The 26,697-nt window shown below is 59.0% G+C and carries 23 protein-coding genes and 1 pseudogene; 6 read left to right on the top strand and 18 right to left on the bottom strand.

From position 1 onward, the window contains the following. Window positions 1-38: 38 nt before the first annotated feature. The 6 genes from rpsI to eccCa form a co-directional block, all read right to left on the bottom strand. Window positions 39-599 (bottom strand): 30S ribosomal protein S9, encoded by a 561-nt coding sequence (gene rpsI / locus CRD20_RS07250; RefSeq protein WP_016422091.1) that lies wholly within the window; start codon window positions 597-599, stop codon window positions 39-41. Beyond that, window positions 596-1,039 carry a 50S ribosomal protein L13 gene (gene rplM / locus CRD20_RS07245; protein ID WP_005509852.1) on the bottom strand — a complete coding sequence of 148 codons (444 nt, stop codon included), beginning with the start codon at window positions 1,037-1,039 and terminating at the stop codon, window positions 596-598. Before rplM ends, rpsI begins: the two co-directional genes overlap by 4 nt. Window positions 1,040-1,355: 316 nt before the next feature. Further along, window positions 1,356-1,643, bottom strand: coding sequence for a WXG100 family type VII secretion target (locus tag CRD20_RS07240; RefSeq protein ID WP_005509924.1), 288 nt, complete (start codon window positions 1,641-1,643; stop codon window positions 1,356-1,358). A gap of 73 nt (window positions 1,644-1,716) precedes the next feature. Further along, window positions 1,717-2,043, bottom strand: coding sequence for a WXG100 family type VII secretion target (locus CRD20_RS07235; protein WP_005510029.1), 327 nt, complete (start codon window positions 2,041-2,043; stop codon window positions 1,717-1,719). A 165-nt stretch (window positions 2,044-2,208) separates the two neighbouring features. Continuing rightward, complete coding sequence (locus tag CRD20_RS07230) at window positions 2,209-3,597, bottom strand: type VII secretion-associated protein (protein WP_187405154.1); 1,389 nt, start codon at window positions 3,595-3,597, stop codon at window positions 2,209-2,211. After that, window positions 3,597-7,424: a type VII secretion protein EccCa gene (gene eccCa / locus CRD20_RS07225; protein WP_187405153.1), complete on the bottom strand. Its 3,828-nt coding sequence runs from the start codon at window positions 7,422-7,424 to the stop codon at window positions 3,597-3,599. Before eccCa ends, CRD20_RS07230 begins: the two co-directional genes overlap by 1 nt. A gap of 193 nt (window positions 7,425-7,617) precedes the next feature. Here eccCa and eccD point away from each other — a divergent pair, with 193 nt between their 5' ends. Then, window positions 7,618-9,033 (top strand): type VII secretion integral membrane protein EccD, encoded by a 1,416-nt coding sequence (gene eccD, locus CRD20_RS07220; RefSeq protein ID WP_255468773.1) that lies wholly within the window; start codon window positions 7,618-7,620, stop codon window positions 9,031-9,033. A 14-nt stretch (window positions 9,034-9,047) separates the two neighbouring features. Further along, entirely contained in the window at window positions 9,048-10,286 is a 1,239-nt protein-coding gene (locus CRD20_RS07215; RefSeq protein ID WP_222866246.1) for a S8 family serine peptidase, read from the top strand. Here CRD20_RS07215 and eccB read toward each other — a convergent pair. Further along, window positions 10,245-11,687: a type VII secretion protein EccB gene (gene eccB / locus CRD20_RS07210; RefSeq protein WP_049190399.1), complete on the bottom strand. Its 1,443-nt coding sequence runs from the start codon at window positions 11,685-11,687 to the stop codon at window positions 10,245-10,247. The two genes, CRD20_RS07215 and eccB, sit on opposite strands and share 42 nt — an antisense overlap. 114 nt (window positions 11,688-11,801) lie before the next feature. On the opposite strand from eccB, the gene CRD20_RS07205 reads away from it, so the two are divergent. Further along, window positions 11,802-12,956 carry a hypothetical protein gene (locus CRD20_RS07205; protein WP_187405151.1) on the top strand — a complete coding sequence of 385 codons (1,155 nt, stop codon included), beginning with the start codon at window positions 11,802-11,804 and terminating at the stop codon, window positions 12,954-12,956. Between the two features lie 589 nt (window positions 12,957-13,545). Here the strand turns inward: CRD20_RS07205 and CRD20_RS07200 are convergent. The 9 genes from CRD20_RS07200 to map form a co-directional block, all read right to left on the bottom strand. Continuing rightward, on the bottom strand, window positions 13,546-15,687 hold the full coding sequence (locus CRD20_RS07200) for a DUF6541 family protein (RefSeq protein ID WP_187405150.1): 2,142 nt from the start codon (window positions 15,685-15,687) through the stop codon (window positions 13,546-13,548). Window positions 15,688-15,746: 59 nt separating this feature from the next. Next, window positions 15,747-16,637 (bottom strand): tRNA pseudouridine(38-40) synthase TruA, encoded by an 891-nt coding sequence (locus CRD20_RS07195; protein WP_070642852.1) that lies wholly within the window; start codon window positions 16,635-16,637, stop codon window positions 15,747-15,749. 293 nt (window positions 16,638-16,930) lie between these two features. Then, a complete protein-coding gene (rplQ, locus tag CRD20_RS07190) occupies window positions 16,931-17,401 on the bottom strand; it encodes a 50S ribosomal protein L17 (RefSeq protein ID WP_016422080.1) in 471 nt (156 codons plus the stop codon). 37 nt (window positions 17,402-17,438) lie between these two features. Next, a complete protein-coding gene (locus CRD20_RS07185) occupies window positions 17,439-18,464 on the bottom strand; it encodes a DNA-directed RNA polymerase subunit alpha (protein ID WP_016422079.1) in 1,026 nt (341 codons plus the stop codon). Window positions 18,465-18,537: 73 nt separating this feature from the next. Beyond that, window positions 18,538-19,143 carry a 30S ribosomal protein S4 gene (rpsD, locus tag CRD20_RS07180; protein ID WP_005509964.1) on the bottom strand — a complete coding sequence of 202 codons (606 nt, stop codon included), beginning with the start codon at window positions 19,141-19,143 and terminating at the stop codon, window positions 18,538-18,540. A 24-nt stretch (window positions 19,144-19,167) separates the two neighbouring features. Beyond that, a complete protein-coding gene (rpsK, locus tag CRD20_RS07175) occupies window positions 19,168-19,572 on the bottom strand; it encodes a 30S ribosomal protein S11 (protein ID WP_016422078.1) in 405 nt (134 codons plus the stop codon). A gap of 3 nt (window positions 19,573-19,575) precedes the next feature. Beyond that, window positions 19,576-19,944, bottom strand: a complete 369-nt coding sequence (rpsM, locus tag CRD20_RS07170; RefSeq protein ID WP_005509836.1) for a 30S ribosomal protein S13 — start codon at window positions 19,942-19,944, stop codon at window positions 19,576-19,578. Between the two features lie 296 nt (window positions 19,945-20,240). After that, complete coding sequence (gene infA, locus CRD20_RS07165) at window positions 20,241-20,462, bottom strand: translation initiation factor IF-1 (protein ID WP_016422077.1); 222 nt, start codon at window positions 20,460-20,462, stop codon at window positions 20,241-20,243. A gap of 283 nt (window positions 20,463-20,745) precedes the next feature. Next, the gene (gene map, locus CRD20_RS07160; protein ID WP_038627674.1) at window positions 20,746-21,546 is read right to left on the bottom strand and encodes a type I methionyl aminopeptidase; all 801 of its coding nucleotides are present in this window, start codon (window positions 21,544-21,546) and stop codon (window positions 20,746-20,748) included. 226 nt (window positions 21,547-21,772) lie between these two features. Between map and CRD20_RS07155 the strand changes: the two genes are divergently transcribed. Further along, window positions 21,773-22,354, top strand: a complete 582-nt coding sequence (locus CRD20_RS07155) for a hypothetical protein (protein WP_187405149.1) — start codon at window positions 21,773-21,775, stop codon at window positions 22,352-22,354. Window positions 22,355-22,528: 174 nt separating this feature from the next. Here CRD20_RS07155 and CRD20_RS07150 read toward each other — a convergent pair whose 3' ends face one another. Continuing rightward, on the bottom strand, window positions 22,529-23,080 hold the full coding sequence (locus CRD20_RS07150; RefSeq protein ID WP_187405148.1) for an adenylate kinase: 552 nt from the start codon (window positions 23,078-23,080) through the stop codon (window positions 22,529-22,531). Next, a complete protein-coding gene (gene secY / locus CRD20_RS07145) occupies window positions 23,080-24,417 on the bottom strand; it encodes a preprotein translocase subunit SecY (RefSeq protein ID WP_038627670.1) in 1,338 nt (445 codons plus the stop codon). The genes CRD20_RS07150 and secY overlap by 1 nt, the downstream gene beginning before the upstream one ends. 348 nt (window positions 24,418-24,765) lie before the next feature. On the opposite strand from secY, the pseudogene CRD20_RS11325 reads away from it, so the two are divergent. Both CRD20_RS11325 and CRD20_RS11320 read left to right on the top strand, forming a co-directional pair. After that, window positions 24,766-25,428, top strand: a pseudogene (locus tag CRD20_RS11325) (6-carboxyhexanoate--CoA ligase); the annotation flags it as partial. A 9-nt stretch (window positions 25,429-25,437) separates the two neighbouring features. After that, window positions 25,438-26,625 (top strand): aminotransferase class I/II-fold pyridoxal phosphate-dependent enzyme, encoded by a 1,188-nt coding sequence (locus tag CRD20_RS11320; RefSeq protein ID WP_370546074.1) that lies wholly within the window; start codon window positions 25,438-25,440, stop codon window positions 26,623-26,625. Window positions 26,626-26,697 lie beyond the last annotated feature (72 nt).

Below are 26,697 nucleotides of genomic sequence, written 5' to 3'. Positions count from 1 at the left end.
TAATACGCAAACTGAGGTGCTTTTCGAAGCAGTAAAGCTTAACGCTTGGAGTACTGCGGTGCGCGACGGGCCTTGTGCAGACCAGCCTTCTTGCGCTCGACAGCACGAGCGTCGCGGGTGAGGAAGCCAGCCTTCTTGAGAACGCTGCGCTCCTCCGGGTTGAACTCGTTCAAGGCACGAGCGATAGCCAGGCGCAGAGCACCGGCCTGACCGGACGGGCCACCACCGTTGATGTTGGCCTTGATGTCGAACTGGCTCTCGCGCTCGACCAGGACCAACGGATCCTTGATCTCCTGCTGGTGCAGCTTGTTCGGGAAGTAATCCTCGAGCTCGCGGCCGTTGCAGACAATCTTGCCGGAACCAGCGGTCAGAACGACGCGGGCGACAGCGCGCTTACGACGACCGACAGTCTGAATCGGACGATCCAGGGTCAGCGGTGCAGCCGGAGCAGCCTCAGCCTCGGTCTCGGTAGCAACTGCGTCGCCGATGGAAGAGGTGAACTCTTCCGTGGCAGCAGCAGCGGCAGCCTGAACATCATCGTAGGAAGCCTCGGTGGCCTCTACGTTCTGGTTCTCATTGACGTCCTGTGGGTTGGTCACTGTGCCACCGCCTTGATCTCGTAGTTTTCAGGCTTCTGACCGGCGAACGGGTGCTCGGAACCGGCGAAGACGTGCAGCTTCTTGATGGACGCACGCGAAAGCTTGTTGTGCGGCATCATGCCCTCAATAGCCTCAGCGATAACACGCTCCGGGTGAACCTCGAGGGAACGACCCAGGGTCATCGACTTCAGGCCGCCCGGGAAGCCCGAGTGGCGGTAGCGCATCTCACGTTCCCGCTTGTTCGAGGAGACGTGCACCTTATCGGCGTTGATGATGATGACGTGGTCACCGCAGTCGACGTTAGGGGCGAAGTAAGCCTTGCCCTTACCGCGCAGCAAGTCTGCGGCGTGAGTAGCCAGACGGCCGAGAACAACGTCGGTAGCGTCGATGACGTACCACTTGCGCTCGATGTCACCGTCCTTCGGATGGAAAGTAGACAACATGACTCCTTTTAGGGTCCGTGTAGATTTGCCAGCCACCGTGCACACTGTTGTTATTCCCCGGCGGCCGGTGGAGACCCGAGGCAACATTCACGTGTGCGCGCACAGTTTGACTACTTTACCTTGAGATGGCGCTAGAACAAAAATGCCAAAGCCAGTCTCAGCCACAAACTGCTGAGACTGGCCTCCCCCCCCTGGAGTGCTGCTAGCAAGAATACTTCAAAGGCAGATACCTAACTGAAGATCTCAATTGAGCAATGTCCTCCCCTCCCCCGGTTACATAGCTCAATCAAAAGTGCCTCAAGCAGGAACCAAGCTATCCCCAGCTAGCTGCCGCGCGGCGGTTAATATCCGCCATTCGCTGGCTACCTGCGCTGACCGTATCCGCGATAGTCGTGAGAATCATATTGAGCTCCTCCGCTGCTGTGTCCCATTCACGCTGAGCCTCCTGGTAAGAATCCGACGATTCACCCTCCCACGTAGAGACCATCGGCGCGATGCGCTTCTTCAAATCTCCGAGCAGCCCGTTGATGGTGCCAGAAGTGGACCGAATGTCATCGGCAGCACCGTCGATGCCGCCAAAACTGTACCTAATTGGTTGCATTAAGAACCCTTTCCCCAAAAGGTGATGTGTGTTGTGTGATTCAGTGTTGTGGTTGTGCGATTCGACAAAACGTTTAGAGGTTCAGCAACGACGCACCCGCTGCTGCCACCTGCTTGAACGACGACGCCCCCTCGTCCTCGCCCGCATCGAAGCTGCTGGAATTTGCGCGGATGTTATCCGCGATATCCGTCAGCGCATTGGACAGACGCATAGCTGCGTCATCCCAACGAAGCATCAGATCATCGAAGCTGTCTTTAGCCTGGCCCTTCCATTCCCCCGCCAGACCGTCCACGACGCCTCGAATGCGACCCAGCTCGCCCTGTACTTCCGAGTTGACGCCATCGACGTCCCCCGCGGTAGTGGTCATTTGATCTGATTCGGCTGCAAATAGGTTTGCCACTGTTTCCCCCTTATTCGTGTTGAGTGACTGATTAACGACGGCATTTTTACCTCCCCGCGCGAGCCAGCCAGCTTCCCGCGTTAAAAACCCGTCATATTGTTTGGCGCGAAAAACCCCGATTCGGTTCCATTTTGGTTTTTCAACCTTTACCCCTACCTACCCCCGTTACGGCACCGGCTGAGCGCTTACTACTGCCTGGTCGCATACGGGGCGTACCGGCGCAATAGTCCTTCCTCTGAACTGGCACCCCACACTGACTTGAGTTCCGTCCATCACTTTGTGATGCCAGAGCACTATCGAATTACCTGACGGCAGCCGCTCCTCTACGACTACGACATCGGTGCCCAGTACTTGTCTGCGTTCCGGCGCGGACTTTGTCTCATCCCCGGCAACGGAGCTGCTCAAAGCGGCGGCTAGATGTTCAAGCGCCATGTCCTGCGAAAGCGGGCTAGCGAGCACCAAGACGCGCATATCTCCGCCATCCACCGCAATCAGACGGTCTAACGGACTTGCCGAGTCAAGCTCCCACCCGCCGGGAAACCGAGCTTCCACGCCCGCATTGGTCAGTTTGACTATTGGAGCAGAATCGGGAACTGGTTTCGATGTGGATGGAGGCGTAGTTACAGGAGGCGTAGTTACAGGAGGAGCCTGTGCGTGCGATGTCTCACGCTGCTTCTGTCTCCCTTCGTTCTCCCTAACTATGCCGCCACTAATGAGCCATGCAGCAATCCCAACAATCAGAACCACCACCGTCAACAAACCAACGGCAGCTACTGACACAACTGTGCTTTGATTCGACGCTGAGCTGACTTCTGCCCTGGCTGCAGGACGCCGCCCCGCGAAATCCTCCGACGGCTCCACTTCACCGGCTTCAGCGTCGCCGATGTTTTTCAACCAGGCCGGATTTACGCACTCCCCGAGCCGCGATGCTGGGCAGTCGAAGACTAAAAATCCACGGTCGCGCAGACGATCGACTAGTAGAGCTCGCCGCGGGTTCGCTAGCCCGGGTGGAACTTCGCCGACGATGAACTCAATATCCTCCTGCCAGCGGGGCGGATACTCAGTGATACCGCGCCCACCACTAACTTCCACATCATCGGGTATCCCCTGGGGCGCATCCGGATACATGGTCAGCTGATAAGCCAGCGCAATGACTGTTTCCACCAATGGTGCGCTGTCGTTCGCTCCGACCAAATGTGTCATCCGACTGGCAATGTGGCCCCCGCTCAGACGAGTGACACAGACACGCGTTTCCTCTACTTCCACCAACACGCTATGAGACACAGTTGCCTCATCGAGTTCCACAACGGCGTCGGCAAGCGTCAGGATGTACGGATTGAGTTCGGTAGCCAATAGCGCGGAGGCCAGCCGGCACTGTCGCACAGCACCCCAATAGCTGGGCACAATGACTGTTTGCATGCTCTCGAGAAGCGGTCTAGGGCCATGCACCGCCAGTTCTGCGGTGTCTGCAGGTGCCGCGAGTCCCCACAGGTGCCAGGTGCCGTGGCGCAGCGTCGGGGTCTGGGTGGTGGAAGAAGATTCGACCCGAATCATCAACTGTCCTCCTGGTCACCAGCGGTATCCAACCAACCCAACTGCACAATCTGCGGACTCTGGCCGTGCGCCACCCAATAGCCACGGCCCGGCGGCTGCTCGCAAGGCTTTACGCCGAGGATGGGGCCGTCGTCGCGTGTGCCGTCCATAACAAAGACGCTGGCACCCTGGTCCTTAACCGCACCCATGACCGGGTCGTGGAGGGATCGCAACGCCCCGCTGATTCGACGGGCAAAAAAGATATTGAGCCCAATGTCGGCGGCGTGAGCGATGACTTCTGCCAGCGGCTGCAAGGGGTTACCCCGCGAGCCGGCCACGAGGTCATAGTCGTCCACGATGACATTGATGGTTGGACCACTCCACCAATTTCGGGCCTTCAACTGCGCTGGGGTGATATCCGGTTGCGGGAGACGGGCCTTCAGTACCTCTGCCAGCTCTGCCAGCATGGGTGTCGCCACCGCAGCCGAGCCCGCATAGCCGGCCAGCCGCTCTTGGGGCACGGCCTCCATTAGCCCACGGCGGTAGTCAATTACGACGAATTTCGAGTCCGACTGCGAGTACCGCAACTGGTGAACGATGCCCCTCAACGCGGCGGTTCTGCCACTGCCTGCCGAACCGAATATCAGTAGGTGACGATCCTTATCTGGGTGGAATATCACCGCGCCCAGACCGGCTTCTTCGAGCCCCACTGCAATCGCACCTCTCGCAGCGGCCGCTGGTCGCGGCAAACGCGCAATATCAATCCGCCGTGGCAACAACTGGAGCTTTGGTGCCTGCTCACCGTGCGGCGCTGTCTCTGCAATCCGCTTAGTGTCTGCAGCGCCGGTGAGAGCTACCAGCATCGCAAACCCGCCCGGCGCGACTCCGCGTCCTGGGCTCTCCGGCACCAGCTCCGCTGCCTTGCGGTCAATCATTGAATCCATCGACTCCGCCTGCCGCAGCTCAATCCGAGTACCAATCAGGTCGCGAACGGCAGGTCTCATGTCCGTCCAGCGATAGGCCGTGAGCAGGACATGAATTCCCACCGCCAATCCATCTGCAACCAGCGCCTGCACATCGTCACTCAGCGCCGGAAACTCCGTTTTGAACGCACCCCAGCCGTCAATGACCAACACCGAATCCGGCTGACCCGCCGCCCGTGCTGCTTCCGGAGAGAGCCATCCATTAGTGCGAAAGAGCTGTTCCCGACGACTTACCTCACGACGCAAGAAACCAATCGTACGGCGAATAAGCTCCTCGTCTCCGCGGTGTGCAACCGACGCGACATGCGGCAACTCAGCCAGGTCGCTCAGGCCGCCCGCACCACAGTCGACGATATAAAAATGCAGGTCACGAGCGCTGATACCGTCGGCTAGCGCGAGGATCGCTGTGCGTGCGGCAGTGGTCTTTCCTGACCGCGGCGCTCCGACGATTGCCACGTGCCCACCGGTCGTGCGCAGGTCAATACGCAGTGGGTCCTGACGCTGAAACAGCGGCTTGTCCACCAGCCCAATCACACCGGTCAATCGCTGTCGCGGCAGCTGTTCGTCGGGCTGAAGCTCGATGGCCTCCGGCAATGGTGGCAGCCACACCCGATGCGCACGTGTCGGTACGTGCGACACCGCTGCCACCACGGCACCGAGCACCGTCTGCTCCGATGTCTGCGCAGGCGGATCTACCATTCCACCATCGCTTAACGACGCACCGAAAGCCTCCCGCGTCCAATTTTCAGCGGTAAATTCAGCGACAGCTGCGGCCTGGCCCTGCAGCCCCTGCTCTGCCCCAGCCGTCGCACCGTCAATAGGCTGCGGACGGACCACCGGGCCGGAAACATACGCCGACCGGAACCGCACCGGCTCGGCGGCAGCAGATTTGATATACCCAATGCCCGGGACGGCCGGCAGATGATAGGCGTCCGGAACACCCAGCACGCTGCGGGACTCAGCGACGGAAAAGGTCTTCAACCCAATGCGATAGGAAAGATGGCTTTCCAGCCCGCGCAAGCGGCCTTCCTCCAGACGCTGACTGGCCAGCAGCAAATGCATGTGCAAACTGCGCCCCAACCGACCAATCGCAACGAAAAGCTCAGCAAACTCCGGGCGTGCGGAGAGCAGCTCCGAAAACTCATCCACCACAATCAGCAACGCGGGCATGGGTGGCGCATCTATCTGCCCAGCGCGCCGGGCTTGCTCATAATCGCTGACACCGGCGAAATTCCCTGCAGCGCGCAGCTGCTCTTGGCGCCGCGTCATCTCACCGCGCAGTGCGTCTTCCATGCGGTTGACCAGGATAAGCTCCTGCTCCAAGTTGGTAATCACCGCCGAAACATGAGGCAATTGATCCAGTCCCAGAAACGTCGCCCCGCCCTTGAAGTCCACCAGCACAAAGTTCAACTGATCCGGGCTGTGTGTAGCTGCGAGCCCTACCACGGTCGTTCGGAGGAATTCCGACTTACCCGACCCTGTGGCACCAACGCACAGACCGTGTGGCCCCATGCCGCCCTCGGCACTCTCCTTAAAATCCAGATAGACCGGAGCACCACCGTCATCAGCTCCAACAGGAATGCGCAGACGAGCACTGCCGTAGCGCGGTCGGTAGCGCAGAGTTGTCGGAGGCGGGTACAGCCCGAGCTCCTCCATGACCGGATCTTCCGAGGTCTTAACAGAATCATCTGCGCTTGTTGGCACTTCAAAACGCGCCAAGCTCCGCCCAAGCACCTCCGCTTCTGCTGGACTCAGCTGATCAGGTACGCCAATCTCCTCCCGTCCGGACGCGGTTTCCGCATGCACAGCAGTAGTGGAAACAACCAGCGCGATGCCATGGTGAACCGCTGCCTCCCACAACGTTGACTGCGCTTCTACGACGGTCAGTAGTACTACCGAGGTCTCCGACCCCGCCGCGTCAAAAACCGGTGTCAGTTCAGTGACATCGTGCTGTCCGTTCGAATCCGCCAACACAATCAGCACTGCAGCTGGCAGTGTGTCGATAGCCGTGAGCAGCTCAGTCAGCTGCGCACACGTCGCCGCCCGCAACCGCGCTGGGCCACAGGCATCAGTAACTGCGGGGTGTCCGTGGTGTGGCGTCCATTTCAGCCATTCCCACTCATCTCCCACAACTGCAATCAGGCAATCCTCCGGATGATGCAGCGCAGCAGCTTGGGCGACCATCGCTCGAGCCAGTCCCTGCGCCGCGGTATCTCCAGTGAGCGCGATAATCTCAAAGGCCGACACATCTATGGCAAAGGGCACTCCCTCAACCTGACGAGCCGATCGAATAACTTCCCGTAGTGCTACGGCGGAAACCGGATCCAGTTTCTCGGGCGCCGGAATTGCCGGTGGTGTTACAGGCGTTGCGGGCTGCTGCGTTGCCACCCCGATGCGCAGCTGCATGAAATCCGGGTCCCCCTTTCGGCGTTCGCACGCCCGCCCCATCGCCCCCAGCTGCCACAGAGTTCCAGGCCAAGGGTGGATAAACTGCGCCGATTCACGCTGCATCCTCGCTGCTTTCGCCACCGCGCGGCGAATACTGGACAAATGCCTCTGATAGTCCTTCCGCGCCGGTGCCATGTCCTTATTTCCCGCCCCGCCCGACACCATCATGCCCACAGTGGAAAACACCATCATCAGCGGAAACATAAACGACATCGGGTTACGTCCCATCCCAGAGACAAACATCAACACCACCATGCCGACCACCGCCACGACCATGATTAACGGCATGAGTGCACGCATCAGCGGCACCGGCTGTGGCTCCGGCGCTTCCGGTGGCGCATCCGGCGCGATTGTGCCTGTCATCGGCTGCGGCCCCGCTTTTCGGGTAGCCGAAATCTCCGCCTGTGCACTAGTCACAAAAATCCCCCCGCTATGTGTCGCCCCTTGTGTTCACTCGACGGCCAATCCCCCGACCAATCGGTGTACGCATAGCTTAAAACACACTCCGGATTCTCGCAGCGCATGACCGAAACTGATAGCGGGGGCACGCGCAGTTACTACTCCGAGTAGCGCTCTAGCGAGTTGTACGACACTCTAGAGGGACTAAAGCATGCAGAATTCATGGGGGAAATACATGCTGGGGGAACTCATTCGCGTGCGCATTGATGCCGCACACATGCCCGAAGACACCAACCGAGCACACGCAGACCTTGCGTTACCGACCAACGTCGCGATCGCCGCACTCGTACCGGATATCCTGCAAATTTTCGATATCGACATTGCGGACTTCCCGCTGGCACAGTGGCAGCTTCGGACCGCCGCTGGCACGATATTGCTTGCCGACGACACCCTGAACGATGCCGGTATTGCACCAGGCGAACGCCTGGTTGTTATCAACGACCCAGGTCCCGTGCCCAAACCTCGGCTCTTCGATGCCGCCGATGCTATTACCGACACCACCTATACCGACGGTATCGGTACGGCTGATTTGGTTGTTGGCTGTACCGCCGCCCTCGTGGCCACGGCTTCAATCGCAGCTGCCTCACTGAGCTTGAGCAGTACCGATTCCACACTGGCCGCGGCAATCAGCTTCATCACACTGCTGGCAATAGCGGGTGGACTGCGCCTGGCTCTGTTGCGTAGCGCAAAACCGGCGATTGTCATGTCCCTGGAGCTGCAAGTGCTCATTCTGGGCACCGCTTCGGGACTCTGCTTCGTTGGCCTCGACCTACACCGCATACTCACCGACTGGCCGCCGACTGCTGCGATTAGTGTCGCGCTTGCCGTCATCGGTTTGATTTTTCTCATTTCCAACACCGGCGACGGCGACAACCGCATCACCGTTACCCTGGGCGCGGCGAGTCTCAGTGCTGCAGTTACCTTCGGTATTTACGCTGCGGCTGTCGCACTTTTCCACAACTCGGTTCAATCAGGAGCGCTCACCGCTGCTAGTGCAGTCATCCTGATACTGCTGGCACCTTCCATCGCTATCAAGGCTGCCGGTATTCGCGTACCCAAAGTCCCTGCCGCCGGCGAGAGCTTCGATGACAGCGAAACTCCCGAAATATCCCCCAACGCACCTAAGCGAGCGGGGTGGATTCTCGATGGCATCCTCTGCAGTGGCACCGGAAGTCTCAGCATCTTCACCCTGGTGGTACTTTTCTCCGGAGCCTATGCGAACAAGTGGTGGCCTCTAGGCATGGCTGCTGCTGTCATAGTCTTTTGTGCAATTCATTCCCGTGGCCAAGCCCGGAAAGTAGCTTCCACCTGCACTGCTTTAGCTGGTCTTGCCATCATTGTGGCCGTCGCTTTTCAACAGTGGTTCGAGGGTAATTGGCCAGTCGCCGCTGGCCTGGTCGTCCCCATGCTTGCAGCCACCGCCTTAGCCGCATTTCCCGCGTCACGCATCTCACCTACAACGCGCCGCATAGCTGAGCTAACCGAGGCCTGCAGTATCGCCGTTATTTTGCCCATTACGGCCATCATTGCCGAATTCCCTGAGTTCGTAAGTGGGTTCTTCCAGTGAAAAACCCACTTTTCATGAATGCCATAAAAACTCGTCTCACCGCCACGGCCGCACTTTCCACAGTGCTTATCTCGACGTTGACGGCGGCCACCGCAGTAGCACCGTCAGGCATCGCACCGATAGCGGCTGCCCAGAACAGCCAGGACTGCGTGGCCACGATGCTGTCGTCGGAAAGCGCACTGCATGAACCGACGGTGATCGAAAAAGCTCTTCGGTTTCGCCAAGCATGGCAACTGACGACGGGTGCGGGGATTACGGTGGCGGTAATCGATACCGGGGTCTCACCCAATGAGCGCCTGGGCGAGGTTCTCGACGGTGGCGATTTTGTCGACGGCAACAGCGGGTTCGTAGACTGCGACGGTCACGGAACTCTAGTAGCTGGCATTATTGCAGGCCGGCCCGGTGCCGATGGTTTCGCCGGACTGGCGCCCGACGCGCACGTGTTGTCGATAAGACAAACAGCCGATGGCGAAGGCAATTTGGAGTCGCTGGCACAAGCTATCGACAGGGCCGTCGCGGAGGGCGCGCGGGTCATCAATATCTCGCTCACATCGTGTGCCCCGGCAGGCGTAATGCCCCAAGGTGCAACAGATGTTGCCGAGAGCGTCGCACGCGCGGAAGTCTCAGGCGCAGTAGTGGTCGCAGCGGCAGGCAATAAGGGCGATAGCTGTCAGGACGGATCCGTAGCGTGGCCCGCAGTTCTGCCGGAGGTAATCGCAGTATCAGCAGTACAGTTCGACGATGCCGGCCAAGCACAACCCGCGGAGTATGCAATCACGGGACAATGGGTCAATGTCTCCGCTCCCGGCGGCCCCGTACTCGGTCCCGATCCGCGCACCCCCACCAGTCTCATAGACCGCCACGTGTTCGGGTCTGGGGAGAACACCCGAGCTCAACAGATTGCCGGCACCAGCTTTGCCACGCTAACCGTGTCGGGCACAGCTGCCCTGCTGCTGGCACGAAACCCAGAGCTTTCCCCAGCACAGGTTCGCGACATCATCCTTAATTCCGCGAGCCCAATTAGTTCCGGGCTCGGCCTTGGTCGGGGCATCGTTGCACCTTATGACGCTCTGATTTGGACCACGGTGGACACCGCTGCGCAGCACGCAGCCAACCCCGCTGTCGCACCGGCTCCGCCGGATCTGCTTTCTTCGCAGGAGCGCAATGCACCGCTCCGGGCGACTGGATTGCTCCTGATATGCGCGCTAGGCCTAGGTGCCTGGTTGCTCTCGCGCCCCAGACAGCGGTCCTAGCGCCGCCTGCTTACTCAGCTCAGGGCCTCCGCGCAACGCGGCCAGCACTTCCCAGTCCACTGGTCGCGTGCCACCGCTATCGGCATTGGTTGATGCATTAAACCCGAGGGCAGCCAACGTCGTGCGATCGTGCACAGCAAAGCGCATCCCCTCTGGCGAAATGACGTGTACGGCCCCATTTACGCTTACTGCAATCGAGCTGCGCTCACGGCTGCGACCATCCACGAAACCGTCGACGGCCGCACCCGAACCGTCGGCATGCGGGTAATCCACGTGCCGCCCCTCCGGAGCATGCTGCGACCACTGCACGAGAGCTTGCGGCCGTCCTGCTATCCGGCCGGCACACAACCAGCCATCAGCATCGGCAAACGTCAGCGGCTTTTCAGGTAGCCCCGGGACTGCTGGCGCATTCGCAACGGGAACTGCCGCCAGCTGCCCCTCACTGGCCTGCAGAACTGGGCTATGCGCAGCTAATAGCTCTCCTAGCACCGGGGAGAGAATCGCGGCACCGTCGTCAAGCACGATAACGCGCCGCTGCCCGACCTCAACCACATTGCCGACTGTGTCGAATGGAGCGGCGAAGTGCGTGGGTGCGCCGCGGTTCGGGATTGCTGGCGCGGCCAGAATCGGAACCTCCGGAATCGTTCTGAGCAACGCAGGGCTGACAGGCCGGACTGCGGCGCGTTCCAACCCCAGCGCTCGAGAAACAGCGGCGTGCTCCGGGTGGTTGACATCCAGCCGCGAGCGGTAGCCCTGCGTAATCAGCCAGAGGTTTTGGCCATCGGCAACGACGGCACTGTCCGAGTGGGTTCGGGTAAGCTGCTGCGGTTCCCCACGGACTTCTTCAAGACGCGCAAGCGACTCTGCAACAATCCACGGCTGCCCGAGGTCTTGCACCGTCCGCTCGCATAAAGACAGTGCCAACTCCGGCGCACCTGCACTGCCCCTCTTGGCAGCTCCCGAGGCACCAGAGCCTGCCGGCGCGGCCGGAACTGCCGGTGCGCCCTCAATCCCGACAGCAAAACTGATGTCCTCTTTGTCCAACTCGCTACTGCGCACCCGCTTCGGCTCAGCAGGATTGCCCAAAATTAACCGCGCCGATGCGAGATTCGCGACTGGATGCAATCGACCATTGACACGTACATGCAGGCCCTCCGACCCCGATACGACAATCAGCTGCTCATTGGAGCTCGAACCGCCCTGCGGCCGCACCAACGACAGCACCGCAGTGCCGGCGGCCAGTAAAACCACCAGCGCACAGCCGATAAACAGTGCTCGCGTACGCGTGCGCAGAGGATCGTGCAGCATTCGCGAATCCGCACGCACAAGCGCATGCTCAATCCGACGAATCAAGAATCGATGACCGCTGACCTGGCTAGGCGTAGTCGGCGTACGTGGCATGAGTTTCCCCCAAAACTATTCCCCCAAATAATCTCTACCCTGCAGAGTAAGCCAGGCCGCGCTACTGTGCGACCAGGGGAATTTTAGTGGGGAACATATTGGGGGGATTTTCACATGCCATTGTCATTGTGGCTGCTCATTACAGCAATAACCATCACCGCAGGCGCGCATGTCCCTGTGCGCGGCCGCAGCCTTCGCGACCGCCTGCGACGCACCGAACCAGGACAACTCATCGGGCTACGTCTCACGCCAGGCCTGCGCAACCAACTAAGCGCTGCGGATATCGTCTCGCTTGCCGACGAAAGCCCAGTGACCCTGGATGCGCTGTGCTTTTATCACATTGCGCCGGAAATCCGCGGAGAGCATGCACACCGCTACTTCCGAGCAGCCGAGCGCTCCGGCACGAGCCCTGAGCCCTGGACACATCTGGTGGCAACTCTTCCGGTGGAAACCTCCGCTGACAAAGCCCTACGCTTCCTCATCCACCGGCTGGGAACCCTTGGTATTCGCGCACGGCGATTGACGGCACCGGAGTGTGCTCTGACTGAGAGCTCTGCGGAGGTAGTGCAGCTGCGCCGCACTGGACGCTCTCATCATGTGGCGGCGTTGGGGCGCAAACCGCACCTGTGGTTAAGCCGACAACGCGACATCGCTATCACTAATGGTCCGGCGCAGGTCATAGGAGCCGGGAGCAGTGGACAAACCATCACAATGTGTCCCGCGAACCTCCCCCGATTGGAGGTCGACTGCGGAAATCAGGACTTTTGTGAGCTGCTCATCGGAATGCTCTCGCTCGGCTATCGAGTCGGAATTCGCACGTCCCGTCCACATTTCTATACTGTGGCCCTTGATCTGGGCGCAGTACTTCTCGCGCGAGCTGGAGACGACACCGTCGATGTGGTTGTTGTCGAAGAGTATGAGCCCGACCTGTGTACTGGAATCGCGAGAATCATCGAGGTCAGTCGTACAGGTTCACCCACGGCAGCAGCAGCGGAAATGCCAACTTCGTGCCCTCGACTGGTGATGGGCGAATTCACCTGGACGCTATCTACCGCCCGCACTACCGATGAACTGCAGCCACTGGCTATGCGGGCAACTAGCGGTTCAGGCCCGGAATCAACGCACCCAAATCTGGCAGACCGCCCGGCGCCTGGGAGCCGTCAGGCTCCCCCTGCCCCGCTGGGTCATTCGGAGCGCCATTTTCTTGGCCACCAGGCTGACCGCCTGCTGCAGGAGGCACATCCTCCTTCGGCATCTGTGCACCGGTGACATTGCCATTGTCGATAGTGGCAGCGCCCGCTGGTCCCGAGCACTCCAGAGTAGACGGGCCATAGGCCGCGCAGTTGTAACCGAATGCGCTCAACTGAGAATTCGCTGGCAGCGTCTTCATCTCACCCGCCGGCGGGAACGTAAGGACCTCGTAAGTAACTCCCCCCGGGTTCCAGGACACAGCATTGGCGGGAACCTTGTTCCCCGTGCCGTCATCGACCATCGGAGGATTGGCAAGATTCACCTGGCAGGCCAAGTAGGCGTCACCGCTCAGATCGTTGAGGAAGCAGCGTGTCGTGCCATCCTCCAACTGAAAGAGTCGAGTATTTGGGCCGTCCGCCGGGGTGTAATCCGCATCATTGACCTGAGTGATTGCAGGAGTTTCCGTCGGCGTCTCTGATTTTGTCGGTGTCGTCGACTCCTCAGTCGATTTCGGCGGAGTCGAGGATTTGGTCTTTGCGGAAGAACTGACGGAGCGATTCGAGACTTCCGGCTTAGCCGGCTCGTCGTCTCCACATCCGGCCAGCGCGAAAGTCATCATCACACCGGCTGCGATCGTTGCCATAAATTTATTCATCCGCATGGTGTCCTAACCTACCCGACCATCGCTCCATCCCCTAGTAGCCGAGGGAGGAATTACTTCCGGAGAACTAGCCCGCATCTCGTCGATGCGCTCTGGCGTAATCACATCATTGAAGGCGAAGATAGTTACTTCCCTATCTCGATAAACAGGGGTTACCCCTGGAGCTACCCAGAGCCCTTCACCAGGAAACTCTAAATCCTCCTTGGAATCCCAAATACCCGGGGGTGACAAATAGATGAATCCCACGTTCAGCTTTCGGGCTGAGCGATCGACATCGTTCACCCCATCCGGCCGGTCGGGGTCTGGAAAACCGAGGTAATCAGCGTGCCAATACAGCATTGAGGTGGCAGTCCACTTATTCGCCACTGGCCAGTCATAGTGCGGGAACACTACTGGCAAGTCATTGCGAGCGTACATCCAGCTGGACCCCTCCGGCGGATTGGTAAACGTGCGGTACTTATGTGCCTCCGGCTGCTCGGCCAACCAATCAAATGCCTTCAAGTCAGCCTTGGAAATGATTTGCCATTCCCTAGGGCTCTTGTAGGCGAAATCCGCAGCGCTAGCATTAGACGCCACTCCATAGACCACAAGTACAGCAGAGCTCACCGTCGCTAAGCTCAACCCCAGAACCCGCCCCGTCGATGGCACCTTTGACTCACTAATTCGAGCCGCCCACGCGCAGCCCCACGCAACGGCGATACCCGCAAACGCGGAATACAGGTACGCGGTGACCATCACCAACCGGTGAGGCGTGGAATAGTGAAGATCCGTGTACAGCGCGAGAATATCGCCCGGCACGCCACCAAAATGATTGAGCGCGTGGGTCGTCATCAACACCGAAACAAACCAGGCCGGTACTACCCACACCCGTCGGCGCGAAGTATCCGCGAAAACCAAAAACGCCATCCCGATGAAACCGAGGATGATGATTGGCCAGAACGGCCGGAATTCCTCAGTGTGGCGGGTCAGCATTGTGGCGCCTCGATACCACGCATCGAAACGATCGAGGTCGTCTACTTCAGCGCTAACCGCGCGCACATCCTCGGTCTGAGAAGTTCCCGTAAGCCACTGCGGCAGTAGTACTGCCACTGCTGGCACAAAGGCGGCTGCAATCACCGCGACGTCGTAAAGCTTGGCGCGAACCGCACCCAGTTCAGGATGCGCGGGACGCGGCAGGCGGTAGCACAACCACCAAATTGCACCGAGCATAACGACTGTAGGCACCGATGCCGGATGGAGCTCTCCGATACTGATTATCGAAAGCGCAGCGCTCAAGATGCGCTGAGGTGCGTGTGGGAGCGACGTAACAAAGGCAAAAACGGTAATCGCTAGCGCAATCGAGACCTGGTACGGCCAGGCCCCCACGAAGACCCCGACGGGCATCAATACCGGAAGCGCTGCGGAAACAAGCGCCGCAACCCCCGCGGCAACGGCGGTGGACAGCTTTCGGCGATCAATAATTCGCCAGGTCAGCGCCGCAGCCGCCGTGGGTATGGTCACGGCCGGAATGATAATGCCGAGGTAATTGACCGCCTCGGTGATTGGTAGACGGACAATCAGTATCCAAAGCGCACCGAACGCATGCCATGCGGCGGGATAGTAGGACACCGCCTGAGTTTCCACATTCTGGATCTCGCCCATTCTAGTGGCGGAGGCCATGCCGTCTTCCGTAATCGAACGGAGCACACTTGCATGCCAGAGTGTGTCCCAGCCTTGCTGGATGGTCGCCATCCCCTCGGACATTGAAGCGATGCGGCCGATAGCGGTCCACGTGAGAACCGCCGCTGCGATGATGACTCCGATACTTGCGATTAGCCCATAGCCCAACTCGCGCCATCGACTTGCGGCGGGCGGCTGCGTCTCGGCCGACACTGAGCGATCGACACTACCGCGCCGCCGCCGAATCAAAGCGCTGCCGCCACTCCAGCAAAGCGCGAGAAGTAGTGTCACGGCCCAGCAGATAGACGCACTGACCAAGGTGAAGCGCACTTCGATAGCGCCGAGCGCCCACCCTGCGGTACCTGCGATACCAAACGTCACCGCAGGACCGAGGGCCAGCGCCCACGGAGTACGAACGCCGCTGGCTCTCACTACAACAGCGCCGGGGATTACGAGCAGCGCAACCAAGCTAACAATTGCCCACACCACTACCGAACACTCCTCCTACGGTCACTTTCTTCAGGGAATATTACCGAGAGCTTGTACATTTAAGCCTCGTCCACATCTGTCCGGGCATCACGACGCTCGCGGGTCTGCTCCGCCCTGGCCGCCAAATCAGCATCGCCGGGGTAATCAACACCTACCAGGCTGAGCCCACGCGCCTCTGCCACCGGGACCAACGGGGAACGCTTCTCTTCACTCAACAACTGTTCAGTGAATCCAACCGCACGTCGCCCCTCACCGACACTAAGGCAGGCCCCAACCAGTGAGCGCACCATAGACCAGCAGAACGCGTCGGCAGTCACATGGGCCTCGTACAGCTCTGGTTCTTCCCGCGTAGATACGTCGAACCACTGGAACCGCTGTAGATCTCTAGTGGTCGTCGCATGTGGCTTGTGTCGACAAAAAGCGGCAAAGTCATTGAGCCCCAGTAGGGCATCAGCCGCCACCTGCATGCGGTTGATGTCCACTGACCGCCGCCAGTGGGCCGTATCGCGAGCACGGGTAGGAAGCGGGCCACTGACGCAACTAGTGACGCGATAGACATAGTGCCGACGTAACGCGGAAAAGCGGGCATCGAAACCCGGGGGCGCAAACGAGGTGCCCCGAAGCGTCACGTCCGCGGGCAATAGTCGCGCTACACGACGAACCAAATTACTCGGGTCCCCTGCGATAGAACGTGTGTCTAAACAGGAGACAGGAACATCTGCGTGAGCCACCTGCCCGGAGGCATGGACACCAGCATCTGTACGACCGGCCACAGTCAGTTGCACTGGAGTGCGCAACACCTTCTCCAGAGTGGATTCCAACGTCGCCTGCACAGTCCGCACCGGTTCTCCCGTGGGCTTATCGCGCTGAGCAGCCCAACCGTGGAAATCTGTCCCGTCATAGGCAATGTCAAAACGCAACCGAACCAGGTCGGAGTCGGTGCTCCCCATAGCGGCACGATCGGGAGAATCGCACGGGGTATCCGGAGTCGTTGGAGTAAGTGATGTCACGGTTAACAGATTGTAGCCGGGACCCCGGATTAGAGAATCAGCAGTTTCCACCGCAGGGTCTCCGTATGGCTCTCAATGTTGGTGCGTAATCCGTCGGTGTAACCGGAGGCAGAACTGGGGACGGGCGCTATGCACCGTCGTTAAGCACAAAGAACCCCCGGGAGAGCGTTCAGATATGAACTGCTCAACGGGGGTTCAAAGCTGTGACGGCCAGAAGCCGTCGGCGAGGGGAATTACTCCTCCTCTGCAGCCTCAGCCTCAGTAGCCTCAGCCTCTTCGGCCTTTGCCTCTTCAGCCTGCTTGGAAGCAGCAGCGCGAGTTGCGCGAGTTGCCTCAGCAGTTGCGGTCTCTTCCTCAACCAGAGCGATCAGAGAGATCGGGGCATTGTCGCCCTTGCGGTTACCCAGCTTGATGATGCGGGTGTAGCCGCCGTCGCGATCAGCGAACTGCGGACCGATCTCGTCGAACAGCTTCTTAACTGCGTAGTTGTCGTTAAGCAGCTTTGCAACGTTGCGGCGATCTGCGAGAGTGCCGCGCTTTGCCTTGGTGATCAGCTTCTCAACGTACGGACGCAGCAGCTTGGCCTTGGTGTCGGTGGTCTTAATCTTGCCGTGCTCGATGAGCTGCTTCGCGAGGTTGGCCAGAATCTTCTTCTGGTGCGAAGCGGAGCCGCCGAGACGGGAACCCTGCTTAGGGGTAGGCATAGGTATCTCCTCGTTTTAATGAAGTCGCGTCGGTGAACTACTCGTCGTAGCCAGCGCTTGCGCCATCAGTCCAGTCAGCGTCATCGCCCGAGGCAGCGTCCAAATCAGCGACAGCAGCCGGGTCGAAGTTGTTCGGGGAATCCTTCAGAGCGAGGCCAAGCTCAGCGAGCTTCTCCTTGACCTCATTGATGGACTTGTCACCGAAGTTGCGGATATCCAGCAGATCCGACTCGGTACGAGCAGCGAGCTCACCGACAGTGTGGATCTCCTCACGCTTGAGGCAGTTGTAGGAGCGCATAGAGAAGTCCAGATCCTCAATCGGAGTCTGGTACGCAGCGACATCCTCAGCCTCGCGCGGGCTCGGGCCAATCTCGATGCCCTCAGCAGCCTCGTTCAGCTCACGTGCCAGACCGAACAGCTCAACCAGAGTCTTGCCTGCCGACGCCATCGCGTCGCGGGCGGTGATCGAGTTCTTGGTCTCGACATCGATGATCAGCTTGTCGAAGTCGGTGCGCTGCTCAACACGAGTAGCCTCCACCTTGTAGCTGACCTTCAGAACTGGCGAGTAAATCTGGTCCATCGGAATGCGGCCGATTTCGCCACCGGAGTTTGGGGTCGCCGGCACGTAGCCACGACCACGCTCAACGATCATCTCAATATCCAAGCGACCGGAATCATTGAGAGTAGCGATGTGGTGGTCCGGGTTATGAATCTCCACACCTGCTGGGCACTCAATGTCTGCAGCGGTCACCGCGCCTGCACCTTCGCGACGCAGGTAAACGGTAGCCGGCTCATCGAACTCGCTCGAGAGCACCAGACCCTTGATGTTCAGGATGATGTCGGAGACATCTTCCTTCACGCCCGGGATAGTGGTGAACTCGTGCAGCACACCGTCAATGCGGATGCTGGTGACTGCAGCGCCCGGAATGGACGACAGCAACGTACGACGAAGGGAGTTACCGAGGGTGTAACCGAAACCCGGCTCCAGCGGCTCGATAACGAACCGGGAGCGAGAGGAATCAATGTAGTCCTCAGTCAGCGTTGGGCGCTGGGAAATGAGCATTTTCGAAAATCCTCCAGGTGGCGACCGCTATATGACGCCATAGGGAATGAATGGATGCAAGCGAAGTTGGTTATTACTTCGAGTAGAACTCGACGATCAGCTGTTCCTGAAGCGGAATGTCGATCTGTGCGCGTTCCGGGGTCTGGTGCACGAGGATGCGCAGGGACTCAGGAACAACCTGAAGCCATGCCGGGACGACAGCGTCGACCAGGTTCTCCTGTGCCTCTTCGAACCAAATCATCTTCTGCGACTTCGGGCGCACGTCGATGATGTCGTACTGGCTTACCTGGAAGGACGGCACGTTGATCTTCTTACCGTTAACGGTGAAGTGGCCGTGGGAAACCAGCTGACGAGCCTGGCGACGGGTACGAGCCAGACCAGCGCGGTAGACAACGTTGTCGAGACGCGACTCCAGCAGGACGACGAGGTTATCGCCAGTCTTGCCCGGACGACGGTGAGCCTCGGCGTAGTAGCGACGGAACTGCTTCTCCATCACGCCGTAGGTGAAACGTGCCTTCTGCTTCTCCTGGAGCTGGAGCAGGTACTCCGACTCCTTGATACGAGCGCGGCCAGCCTGCCCCGGAGGGTAGGGACGACGCTCAAAGTTCATGTCGCCACCGACGAGGTCGACGCGGAGACGACGGGACTTACGGGTTGCGGGACCGGTATAACGGGCCATTTCTGTTCTCTCCTTACCCTATTCCTAGACGCGACGACGCTTCGGCGGACGGCAGCCGTTGTGCGGCTGAGGGGTCACATCCGAGATCGAGGACACCTCAAGGCCAGCGGCCTGGAGGGAACGGATGGCGGTTTCGCGGCCCGAACCCGGACCCTTAACGAAAACGTCAACCTTCTTCATACCGTGCTCCATGGCCTTACGAGCAGCGTTCTCGGCGGCCATCTGAGCAGCGAACGGAGTGGACTTACGAGAGCCCTTGAAACCGACGTGACCAGAGGAGGCCCACGAGATAACAGCGCCCTTCGGGTCCGTGATGGACACGATGGTGTTGTTGAAGGTGGACTTGATGTATGCGTGGCCCTGAGCCACGTTCTTCTTTACAACGCGACGGCCGGTACGACGGCCGCGTGCGGACTTCGGAGCTGCCATGTTTTACTTCTTCTTTCCGGCGATCGTCTTCTTCGGACCCTTACGCGTACGAGCGTTGGTCTTGGTGCGCTGACCACGGACTGGCAGGCCACGACGGTGGCGCAGACCCTGGTAGGAACCAATCTCAATCTTGCGGCGGATATCAGCCTGAACCTGACGGCGGAGGTCACCCTCGACCTTCCAGGTAGCTTCAATCACGTCACGCAGCGCGGCGACCTGCTCATCAGTGAGAGCATCGGTACGCAGGTCCGGAGAGATGCCAGTCTTCTCCAGCAGCTCATTGGCACGGGCAGGGCCGATGCCATAAATGTAGGTAAGAGCGACCTCCATACGCTTGTTGCGTGGCAGGTCAACTCCAGCAAGGCGTGCCATACGGCAATTTCCTTCCGGTTGATGCGGTGGTTTACTCCACTGCCACCCTTCCCAGGCCCGGCTTACTCGGTCGGACGCCGAGTCGCGCAGGTGTTATAGAAAGGCTCCAGCCACCGTTGCCGGAGGTAGTCTCGCTTACTTCTGTGGAAAAGCTTTCATAAAGAACCGCCGCGCCAATCTGCTGAGACGCCAGGCCTCAACATCACGCGGCCGTCACCAGAAGCAGCTAGGACGGTGGAGTTTCTGTCTAGTTAGTAAATAAGCCCATAACCACTACCAACAGTGGTCAGGTCGATTTACTTGTAGCGGTAGACGATTCGCCCACGCTCGAGATCGTAGGGAGAGAGCTCCACTACGACTCGGTCTTCCGGGAGAATACGGATGTAGTGCTGGCGCATCTTGCCACTGATATGGGCGAGCACCTTGTGCCCGTTGTCCAGCTCCACTCGGAACATCGCGTTCGGCAAGGGCTCGACGACGCGACCCTCAACCTCAATTGCGCCTTCCTTTTTAGCCATGTCCTCCACGTCTCTCTGGCGGATACCCGGGACAATCCCGGCACCAGTTGGGAAATCTCTACTCTGCCTGGTGTTTTAGCAGTTCCGTGCAGGGATAATCATCACTGCAGCGACACTGCGCCCACACCATCGCCCAACTTTACACGCGACCTGCGTTTTTACCAAATACGACCATTATGGGACCGGTTGCAAGCGACGGCAGGCTGGTTCGCTCCACCCGTTCAGAATTCATCGCAGCCTTTATGGCAACATTCTGACCTTTCGCTTGGCCCTCACGCACTAGTTATTCGTATCGAGGAGTCAAAATACGGGGGCCGTCCGCCGTGGCGGCAACTGTATGCTCCCAATGGGAGGCCGGCATTCTATCCGCGCTGACGACCGTCCAGCCGTCGTCAAGCTCATCACTACCCCACTCGCCGCCGAGAATGAGCATCGGCTCAATGGCCAATACGGAGCCTTCGACGATGCGGGGGCCCTTTCCAGCTTTGCCCTCGTTGGGCAGGAAGGGGTCCATGTGCATCTCCCGCCCAATGCCGTGCCCGCCATATCCATCTACGATGCCGAGCTCAATATCGTGGCGCAGTTCAGCCTCACGGGTGGCCATTTCAAGCGCATACGAAATATCGGTGAGGCGAGCGCCCGGAACCATGGCCTTAATACCTTCGGTGAGGACCTCTGATGTCGCAATGTTCAGTTTTTCGACATCTTCACTCAGCTTTCCGACGCCGAACGTAAGTGCCGAATCACCGTGCCAGCCATCCAGGATTGCGCCACAGTCAATTGAGACTAAATCACCATCGGCGAGAACCGTAGAGCTTGACGGAATGCCGTGGACAACAACTTCATTCACAGATGCGCAGACAGACGCCGGAAAACCTTCATAGCCAAGGAAGGACGGCGTTGCGCCAGCATCGATAATGACCTGGTGCGCGATCTCATTGAGATCTGCCGTGGTCACCCCCGGCTTAGCAGCGTTTCTGCAAGCCAGCAATGCACGACCGACAATCTCGCCGGCCGCTTGCATCGCATCCAATTCTCCCTCGGTGCGGGCAGGAACTACTTTGCGGCGGCGTCGAAAACTCATCACGCTGGTTGAGTCTACTCTGACTTAGAAGGGAACCACCGGCTAGCCGAATCCCGCCACCTACGAGGGCATCGCTCCCCCAGCCAGCGCTCTGCTTCATGTATTTCTACGAGGCGTTGCATGGGAATCTTTATGGATGTTCATTCGTGACGCTTAATCTGCAATCGGCTTGCTTCGTTTTTCGGGCGGTTTACACCCAAAGTTGAGCTGCCCTACGATAACTGGCATGCATTCACTGTTGAAGTCCGCGCAGACTGCGGGCGCTGTTATTGCCACCAGCTCACTTTTCCTGGTTGGCGCTTGCTCAAGCAATCCCGAACCGTCGCCAGCGCCGACTATCCCCTCCACTTCCCCTGCCGCGGAATCGCCGGAGACCCCTGGAAGCACCTCGGGTTTCATGGGCACCTCTGCACTGCCTGAGTCAATCCAAAACTTCACACCTGATGCAATTAAGGAGGCGATTGGCAGCTGCGTCGAGTCGGATGACTCTAAACCCGTCATTTTTGGCAGCGAGAGCGTACATGGCTTCACCTGCGTAATGGCAGTTGGAGACGGTGGCACCGCAATGCTCAGTACGGCCGAGGACCCGGCCACTGTCGAGCGCATTAACGAAAAGGCTGAGTCCGTCGAAAACTACGTACCATACGAGCTACCCGGCAAGCACGCATTTAGCGGCATCAACAAGGGGTCCCCTTTCGTTATGGTCATTGACGAGGCCAACCGCATCTACCAAGAGTTCGTTTTCGCGAATATCAGCGCTGAGGCCGCGCAGCCACTCATCGACCAGATTATTCAGGACTTCCAGTAGCCCTCACTATCGGCTGCCCCCCCACCCCCGCCCCCAACAGCCACACACAAAAGCCGCCCTTCCAAACCTCAACGGTTCGAAAGGGCGGCTTCAACAACCACCTACAACCGGCAAACCCATCGGCTCCAGCCAGCAAAAAAGCTAGAGCGTCTAGTTATCCGGCGCGCCAGGAGCTTAGTTCAGCTTCTCCAGCTCAGCCATCGTGCGCTCGTTAATCTCCTCAACGGACCCCTCAGCGGCAATCTTGATGATCTTCTCCGAGTAGTAATCCAGCAAAGGAGCGGTCTCATTGGTGTACACATGCATGCGGTTGCGGATGACCTCTTCAGTGTCGTCTGCGCGACCACGGGCCAGCATGCGCTCGACGACGACATCCTCAGAAACGTCGAACTGTACGACCGCATCCAGCTCAGTGCCGAGGTTGGACAGCAGACGCTTCAGCTCTTCTGCCTGACCAACAGTGCGCGGGAAGCCATCCAACAGGAACCCCTTGGCAGCGTCGTCCTCATTCAGACGGGACTCGACCATACGCACAGTCACGTCGTCCGGAACAAGGTTGCCGGCGTCGATGTAGGACTTCGCCTCAATGCCGAGCGGAGTGCCTTCACCGATGTTTGCGCGAAACAGGTCACCGGTGGAGATGTGCGGGATACCGAGCTTCTCCGAGAGGATAGCTGCCTGAGTGCCCTTGCCTGCACCGGGAGGACCTACAAGTACGAGTCGCATTACTTCAAGAACCCTTCGTAGTTACGTTGCATCATTTGGCTTTCAACCTGCTTGACCGTCGTCAGCGCAACACTGACCAGAATCAGCAGGGCTGTACCTCCAAACATACCGCCTCGACCAGCGTTCGCGTCGCCAAGCCCCATATCAAGAGCGACATTTGGCAGAACAGCAATCAGCGCCAGGTACAGCGAGCCGACAGTCAGCAGGCGAATCAGGACGTAGGACAGGTATTCAGCAGTCGGACGCCCCGGGCGGAAGCCCGGAATGAATCCGCCGTACTTCTTCATGTTCTCCGCCTGCTCGTGCGGGTCGTACTGCACGGAGGTGTAGAAGAAGGAGAAGAAGATGATCATCAGGAAGAACAGCAGAATGTACTGCCAACTGGACGGCGCCAGCAGGTACTGAATGACATTGCGCTGCCACCAGTTGTCCATGTTCGGATTCGACTGACCGGACTGAACAATCTGGGTAATCAGAACCGGCACGTAAATCAGCGAGGACGCGAAGATGACCGGGATAACACCGGCCTGGTTCACCTTCAGCGGCAGGTAGGTGGAAGATCCGCCGTACTGGCGACGACCAACCATGCGCTTTGCGTACTGCACCGGAATACGGCGCTGTCCCTGCTCAATGAAAATAACGCCGATGATGAGAATCAGCACGGCAACAATCACGGTGGCGAACACGACACCGGTAGTGGAGCGCAGAATGTTCGCTCCCTGCGCCGGCATACCAGCGGCGATGCCGGAGAAAATCAGCAGCGACATACCGTTGCCGACGCCTCGGTCAGTGATGAGCTCACCCATCCACATGACCAGCACGGCACCGGAGGTCATCACAACGACCATCACCACGAGGTCAAAGACACCCGCATCCTTAACCAGCAGTGACTGCGATCCGCCCAACAGGGCACCACGGTCTGCCATGGCCACAATGCCTGCAGACTGCAGCAACGCCAACGCCACTGTGAGGTAGCGGGTGTACTGGGTCATCTTTGTCTGACCCGACTGCCCTTCCTTCTTCAACTGCTCGAAGTGTGGAATCACCACCGTGAGCAGCTGGACGATAATCGAGGCCGTAATGTACGGCATAATGCCGATGCCGAAAATCGCCATCTGCAGCAGAGCGCCACCTGAGAACAGGTTAATCAGCGAGTAAACGCTGGACTGATCTTTCGAAATCTGCTCGAGCTGCGCGTTGACCAACTGGTAGTCGATACCAGGGGTTGGAATCTGCGAGCCGATTCGGTACAGAATGATCATCGTCAGAGTGAAGAAGATCTTCTTACGCAAATCGGGATCGCGCAACGCCGCAATGAGACCGGAAGCCACGTGCATCCTCCCGAGGTCAAGAAATCCGCTTCTCCCACGCTTTTCCCGAAAGACTTACCCGCTTATCCGCCAGTAGTCTCCCGTTTTAGTTAAGCAACGCGGATGACGTATTCCTCAAACCTTTAATTGACAGTATTTGACGTAGTGAGTCTACCAGCGTTTCTCCACATCGTCGCAATACACCTCCATATCACCGTTAGTACAGCGCCCCGCCAATCACCTCTTTTCGCTTGACGACGATCCCAGCGCCCCCTCCCCTCTGAGCCCACGCCCCTCACTGTGCTCCACCCAATTTTCCCAGACAAAACTTGAACAGTGTTAAAGTTTTGCTCTGTGAGTACCTACAGCATCCGCATGCGATCCAGCGCCGATGGCTGCCATATCTCTGGCGCTGAGCGTCTTGCACCGGCCGACGAACTACCTCAGCTGGCTTCTGCAATGACTAGCCGTGCACTTCACCACGACAAGGGTCGAGCCGACACAATTCACATCACTGCGGACAAGATTGATGAGTCGACCATCAGCACCGTGCCGGCGTTAGTCCCCTTTCTAGAGTCGAACTCCAGCCCTGGGGACGCCCGCAAGCTCATTACTCAACGCCTACGCGCTGCAGGTATACAGGCAGCTGATATCGCCGTCGAGATGGCCTATTCACTCACAGGTCTCCGCGGCGCCGCCCTCATCGACGCCTCCTCCGGTGAGCGGCTCGACCCAAACCCTGCCCGCGGTGTACGGGTTTCCACTTTTGATGCCATCTCGCACCCCAGCAAGGACTGCACCAAGGATCATTTTCACGAGGCACTCATCCTCGCATCCAAGGTTCACAGCGCCCCGGGCATCGTTGCAGAAATCTGCCTCTCCGACGATCCCTTTTACACGCGTGGCTATCTCGCACTGGACGGAGGCTTCCACCGTATCCCAAATATCAAGGACCACGGCAGCACTCTTGGAACTCGCATCTTCATCGTTGAACCCGGCACCGATATCCCCGAGCTAATCGATTACCTGGAGAACACGCCGGTCTATATCGAGCTCCCAGCTGACGCCAGTTTTTCGACGGACACTACCGGCCTCAGCAGCGACCTCTCAGCAATCGCCGCCCAAAGAAACACGGCCTGGGCCGGTGCAGGACTTGCCCGCACACTGCGCACTTTCGAAACCGCACAACTACCGCATAGCCGAATTGACGGAGCCGACTACCTATTGTTTTCTTCTTCGGACTACCTCGGCCTGTCCACGCACCCTGAGCTCATCTCAGCTGCCACCGAAGCAATTGGACATTTCGGCACCGGGTCCGGCGGCTCTCGCCTAACCACCGGCACTAGCATCCACAGCGCACTAGAGAATGAACTCGCGCGGTTCTTCGGTTTCGACGATGCCGTTCTCTTTGCTACTGGCTACCAGGCGAACCACTCAACCATCGCTGCCATCGCCACCGCCGACGTGGAAATCTTCTCCGACGCCGCCAACCATGCTTCCATCATTGACGGATGCCGCAATGCCCGAGCTAAAGTTACGGTCTTTCCACACGCTGACTACCAGACACTCGACCGTCTCCTCGCAGCATCGAGCGCCCGCCACAAGCTTGTCATCTCCGACTCCGTGTTCTCTATGTCAGGCGAGGTCATCGATGGCTCCGCACTCGAGCGCACCTGTCGCCGTCGCAACGCATGGCTGATGCTTGACGACGCCCACGGCGTCGGCGTTATCGGAGAACAAGGTCGTGGCACTGCAGCGCACCTGGGCATGCGCCCGGACATTGTGGTCGGCACCGCGAGCAAGGCTCTCGGTGTCGAAGGAGGATACGTTCTCTGCTCGGCACCAGTTGGCGAACTGTTACGCAATCAAGCCCGTAGCTTCGTGTACTCAACGTCGATGAACCCCGGTTCCGTCGCAGCTATCCGTGCAGCGTTGAAGCAGTTGGAGGCTGGAGACGTCGTCAAGCGATTGCAGCGTAATATTGCGCGCGTCCGCTCCCTGGTTGGTGCACAGGCCGACCCCGCATCTGCGATTATCCCGCTGCCCGTCGGCGACGAAGCCGAAGCGATGGACGCCTCAGCACGGTTGGCGGAGCTAGGCGTGTACATACCTGCGATTCGCTACCCGACGGTTCCCCGTGGTGAGGCAATGTTGCGATTGACCATTACAGCGCTCCATACGGACGCTGACATCGACCGACTGGAGCAGGCTCTGCGCAACACCGGCCTGCTGTAAGCGGGCGGTTTGCGCTGCCCTCCCCTCCCCTTTCCTCCCTTTCAATACAAAAAGAGCTCTTAACCACTTGGG

Source organism: Corynebacterium sp. LK33 (assembly GCF_014334955.1).
Lineage (GTDB): Bacteria > Actinomycetota > Actinomycetes > Mycobacteriales > Mycobacteriaceae > Corynebacterium > Corynebacterium jeikeium_D.
This window is presented reverse-complemented; position numbering and strand designations above follow the sequence as displayed.